Origin of the sequence: Floccifex sp. (assembly GCF_051873555.1) — a bacterium.
Taxonomy (GTDB): Bacteria; Bacillota_I; Bacilli_A; order Erysipelotrichales; family Erysipelotrichaceae; genus Floccifex.
The window spans coordinates 1-4,381 of record NZ_JBJEEY010000003.1 but is presented as its reverse complement, the minus strand read 5'-3'; the positions used below and the strand labels follow the sequence as shown (position 1 = coordinate 4,381).

The 4,381-nt window shown below is 29.6% G+C and carries 7 protein-coding genes; all 7 read left to right on the top strand.

Annotation, left to right across the window (positions count from 1 at the left end):
- On the top strand, nucleotides 1–336 hold a 336-nt coding region (locus ACI32A_RS00180), incomplete at its 5' end, for a tyrosine-type recombinase/integrase (protein ID WP_439752998.1).
- A gap of 317 nt (nucleotides 337–653) precedes the next feature.
- On the top strand, nucleotides 654–1,142 hold the full coding sequence (locus ACI32A_RS00175) for a transcription termination/antitermination NusG family protein (protein WP_439752997.1): 489 nt from the start codon (nucleotides 654–656) through the stop codon (nucleotides 1,140–1,142).
- 118 nt (nucleotides 1,143–1,260) lie between these two features.
- Nucleotides 1,261–1,974 (top strand): YveK family protein, encoded by a 714-nt coding sequence (locus ACI32A_RS00170; RefSeq protein ID WP_439752996.1) that lies wholly within the window; start codon nucleotides 1,261–1,263, stop codon nucleotides 1,972–1,974.
- Nucleotide 1,975: 1 nt separating this feature from the next.
- Nucleotides 1,976–2,737, top strand: coding sequence for a tyrosine-protein phosphatase (locus tag ACI32A_RS00165; RefSeq protein ID WP_439752995.1), 762 nt, complete (start codon nucleotides 1,976–1,978; stop codon nucleotides 2,735–2,737).
- Between the two features lie 4 nt (nucleotides 2,738–2,741).
- Nucleotides 2,742–3,443, top strand: coding sequence for a CpsD/CapB family tyrosine-protein kinase (locus ACI32A_RS00160; RefSeq protein ID WP_439752994.1), 702 nt, complete (start codon nucleotides 2,742–2,744; stop codon nucleotides 3,441–3,443).
- The gene (locus tag ACI32A_RS00155; RefSeq protein WP_439752993.1) at nucleotides 3,440–3,982 is read left to right on the top strand and encodes a hypothetical protein; all 543 of its coding nucleotides are present in this window, start codon (nucleotides 3,440–3,442) and stop codon (nucleotides 3,980–3,982) included. Before ACI32A_RS00160 ends, ACI32A_RS00155 begins: the two co-directional genes overlap by 4 nt.
- Nucleotides 3,979–4,381, top strand: a 403-nt coding sequence (locus ACI32A_RS00150) for a hypothetical protein (RefSeq protein ID WP_439752992.1), incomplete at its 3' end; no start/stop codon positions are given. The genes ACI32A_RS00155 and ACI32A_RS00150, both read left to right, overlap by 4 nt.

Genomic DNA, 4,381 nt, shown 5'->3' with positions numbered 1-4,381 from the left:
AAAAAATTTATAAAAAAAGAAAAAATTGATTCTGGTGTAATTTTTGTCAATCAAAAAGGAAAACCGATAAGTCGTTGTTTAATATGGGAAAAGATGAAACGAATTTGTAGAAAGATAAATATCAATCCTAAAAAAGTATATCCACATAATTTAAGAAAACTATTTGCTCGAACGTTTTATAAAGTAGAAAAAGATATAGCCAAGTTAGCTGATATATTAGGTCATAGTAGTATTGATACAACACGTATTTATATAATATCGACTGGTAAAGAACATCAAAAGAAAATTGAAAGATTAAATTTAGTTATTTCAGAACAAAAAAATCCCTTGACATAATTCGTATTATGTTGGCTTTTTTCTTAAAAAATGTTTAATTTAATAAATAAAATAAAAACACTCCTGAAAATTTTCAAAAAAAATGAATAGAGTGTGTTTTAATTATGTAATTTTTTAAAAAAAATACATAAATGTCCATTTGAATGTACTTTTTATCTATAAGTATTCTTGTGATTTTTCATTTACGTGTTATAATATTATAGTCTTTTAAGGACAATAAATTGATTATTTATAGAGATTCCCTTACATAATACGAATTATGTTGGCTTTTTTTGAAAGAGGGAATCAAAAGAAATGGGAAAGATAAAAATTTGATTATGAATTATTTTGTACTGTTTGTACAAACACAAAACCAGGATCTTCTTGTTTCTTTATTGAGAAGGGAAGGATTTGAAGCCTATAGCTATAAATTTGAATACTATCGAAGAGATATAGATGGCATAGCCATCAAGGCTTTATTTCCTGGTTATGTGATTGTTAAGAGTGAAATGGATCAAGTTGAGTTTCAAACTTGTATCCGGAAAATGGAAGTAAAAAAAGGGTTTATTCGAGAGCTTCGATATGAAGATGTTTCGGCTTTGACAAAAGAAGAAATCACTGTACTCGAAAGGTTACTGGATAAACAAGGTATTTTACGAATGTCTTATGGGCATTTAGTCAACAAAAAATTAGTCATCGATGCAGGCCCTCTAGTTGGATTTGATGATTATGTTATAAAGCTGGATCGACATAATCGTTTATTAAAACTGGATCTCTATTTTTTAGAGAATCAACAATGGATTGCTGGCATAACGATGAATCAGTAAGCATTTTATATAAGAGCTTGGTTTATCGCCTTATATAGGATGTGGTCTATACAATAACGATAGGATATTTCCTTGAAATAGGGGAAAGACTATCTTTTTTAATGGAAAGGAATTTGAAATGAGTACAAACAACGATGGAACAAAATGGAATCAAGATACAAATGATGAAGTGGAAATTGATTTATTAGAAATTTGGCAAGTTATTAAAAAGAATTTTTTTAGTTTATTTTTCCTTCTTTTTATATTTGCTACTGGTGCTGGATTAATTACGAAATTTATTTTGACACCGACTTATTCATCGAGTTCAACAATTTTTTTAACACCCTATATTGATGAATCTGGATATATTGACTATACTTCGCAAAATTCGAACGAAAGATTGATTTATAATGTCATGGCTTTATTGGTTCAAGATAATGTATTAGCTGAGGTTACAAAACAAGTAGGTGTTGATTCTATTAAAACTGTAAGAGATTCTTTAGAAATTACAAATGAATCGGATACTACTTTAATTAAAGTGGAAGCAACAACTGAAGATCCTAAGCTTTCGAAAAAAATCGTGAATGCCACAGTTCAAGTATTTATAGATACTATGCAAGAAAACTTGAATTTAAAAAATATTGAAATTGTGAATCCTGCTAAGCTTTCCTATGTACCTAGTGGACCAAATTTAAAGAAAAACATTTTAATTGGTGCTGCAATGGGTTTTGTCTTAGATGGATTGATTGTTTTGATAAAAGTATTGACAAACAATCGTTTAAAATCGAAAGAAGAAGCTGAAAAGTATTTGAATTTGCCTGTGTATTGTGAATTACCAGTGATTAAGGAATAATATGATTGATATACATTCACATATAGTTTGGGGAATTGATGATGGAATGCCAAGTGAAGAAGATATGAAAATCGCTTTTCAAATGGCAAAAGAAGATGGAATTAAGATTATTTGTTCGACACCACATTTTATAGGTGAACAACTCACAAAACAACGATTTGATTTTATGCGTAAACAACAAAGAGAAGCTCGAAAAATTGCAAGGGAATATGGAATTCAGCTGGCATTTGGTTGTGAGCTTTTTTTAAATACAGATGTGTATTCTTGTTTAAGAAATAATTTATTTGATTCTTTAAATCAGTCAAGATATTTACTTTGTGAATTTGATGTTCGAAAAGACATTCATAAAATTGTGGATTTCAATGAATTTCTATATGAAATTGAAATAAATGGATATGTTCCCTGTATTGCCCATGTAGAACGTTATTTTGGTGATGGACTAGATTATGAAATATTAAATGACTGGAAACAAAAAGGCTATGTGTTTCAAGTCAATCGTTCTTCGTTACTAGGCATACATGGAGAAACTATTGAAAAAAATGCATGGGAATTACTAAAGAAGGGATATGTACATGTCATTGCCAGTGATTGTCATAGAGCTAATGGCAGGCGTATTTCTTGTTTAAGTGATGTATATGAAATGATAAAAAAGAAAATAGGACAAGAAAATGCAGATCTTTTGTGTCAAAAGAATCCGTTTTTAATTTTATCGAATCAGGAAGTAATAGAAATGAAGCCAAAGAAAGGCTTCTTTTGGAGGTAAAAAAATGGCAAAGAAAATCAATCAATTTGATTTAGATGAAGTATTTCGACAACTTAGAACGAATATTGAATTTTCTAAAATGGATGAAAATATTCAAATCGTGAATACGGTTAGTACCAATCCAAATGAAGGGAAAAGTACCATCGCTTCAAATCTAGCTCGTATTTGTGCAGATAAATACAACAATGTTTTATTAATTGATTGTGATTTAAGAAATCCAAGTCTTCATAGAATGTTAAAAACAAGCAATAGTACAGGATTATCGAATTTGTTATCTCATTTTGATGGGAATACAAGTATTATAACGTCTAGTGAATTAAAAGTATTGCAGCTTAAAAGTGGAAAAATCTTTTATTTTTTATCTTCTGGTTCCAGAGTTCCTAATCCTTTGGAGTTATTGAGTTCCAACCGTTTTTCAAAGTTTCTTCAAGTAGCAAGAAGAGAATTTGATTTTATTATTATTGACTGTCCGCCTGTAACAGCTTGTAGTGATGCCATTCCAATCTGTAATGCCAGTGATGGAACGTTATTTGTTTGTTCATCCAAAGAAACCGATAAAAGACGAGCTCGTGAAGCAGTAAGAGATTTACAGCGAAATGGTGCTAAGCTCATGGGAGTCTGTTTGACAAAGGTTGAAGACTTTGCCAGCAAACACTATAACTATTATGGATATGGAGACGAATCAACAAAAAGGAGAGCCAAATGAAAAAGTTAATATTATATTTCATTTTCTGCTTGGCTTTAACGGGATGTCAAAAAGGATTAGAACCAACCAAAGAAGATTGTCTGGAAGTAGCATTAGATGATTCGAATGTTACAGAAAGTGAAGTTATAAAATCGAGTACAGAAGAAAAAAAAGGAAATTATATCATAGTATTTGAAACTGAAAATGGACATTATGAATATACATTTGAAAAAGATGGAACCATAAAAGATCGTACTTATAAAGCTTTAAAAGAACAAACTGAAAAAGAACAGGAGCAAGAAGAAGTTATAGAAGAAGAGATAAATAATCAAGTACAACCTGAAACAAATACACCAGATATATCGGCTGAAAATCAAGCTAAAGCTTTAGAAGCTGCATGTATTAATATGGGTATTTCTACAAGTGATCCACAAAATGTAAAAATCACAAAAGAAAATGGGTCACTAGTTGTTCGATTTGATTTTGGAGAAAATGTAACATATGTAACGCTTGTAGATCCAGTCAGTTTTACAGCGACTTCTTCATATTCAGAGTCATGAAAAAGTATGTAAAAAGTATAGGTTTTTATATTTGTTTATTAGTTCTAATAACAGGCTGTATATTTCTAATTAAGCTTTATAAAATTGATATATTACCAAATACTATATTTATACCAATAGCAATTGCCTTTATAAGTCTTTGTTTATTGATTTGTATTCTTTGGCTTAAAGCTAAAAAAGTATTCTTAAAAGTAATTGCGACTGTTTTATCCATTTTATTAATTTTCAGTTCCTGTTTTTCAATAAAATATATTGATGAAACAGTGGATTCCATTATGAAAATTTCAAGCAATGATACAAAAACGAAAAAAGTCATCAGTATCTATGCTTTAAAGATGAGTGCAGTTAAAGAAGAAAAGGATTTAGAGAATCGGGTAATAGGAATCTTACAAAACAACA

What these genes read in the sequence shown, in the direction of transcription:
- ACI32A_RS00155 (WP_439752993.1), top strand. Translation starts at nt 3,440, where the DNA reads ATGAAAAAGTTAATATTATATTTCATTTTCTGCTTGGCTTTAACGGGA.
- ACI32A_RS00160 (WP_439752994.1), top strand. Translation starts at nt 2,742, where the DNA reads ATGGCAAAGAAAATCAATCAATTTGATTTAGATGAAGTATTTCGACAA.
- ACI32A_RS00165 (WP_439752995.1), top strand. Translation starts at nt 1,976, where the DNA reads ATGATTGATATACATTCACATATAGTTTGGGGAATTGATGATGGAATG.
- ACI32A_RS00170 (WP_439752996.1), top strand. Translation starts at nt 1,261, where the DNA reads ATGAGTACAAACAACGATGGAACAAAATGGAATCAAGATACAAATGAT.
- ACI32A_RS00175 (WP_439752997.1), top strand. Translation starts at nt 654, where the DNA reads ATGAATTATTTTGTACTGTTTGTACAAACACAAAACCAGGATCTTCTT.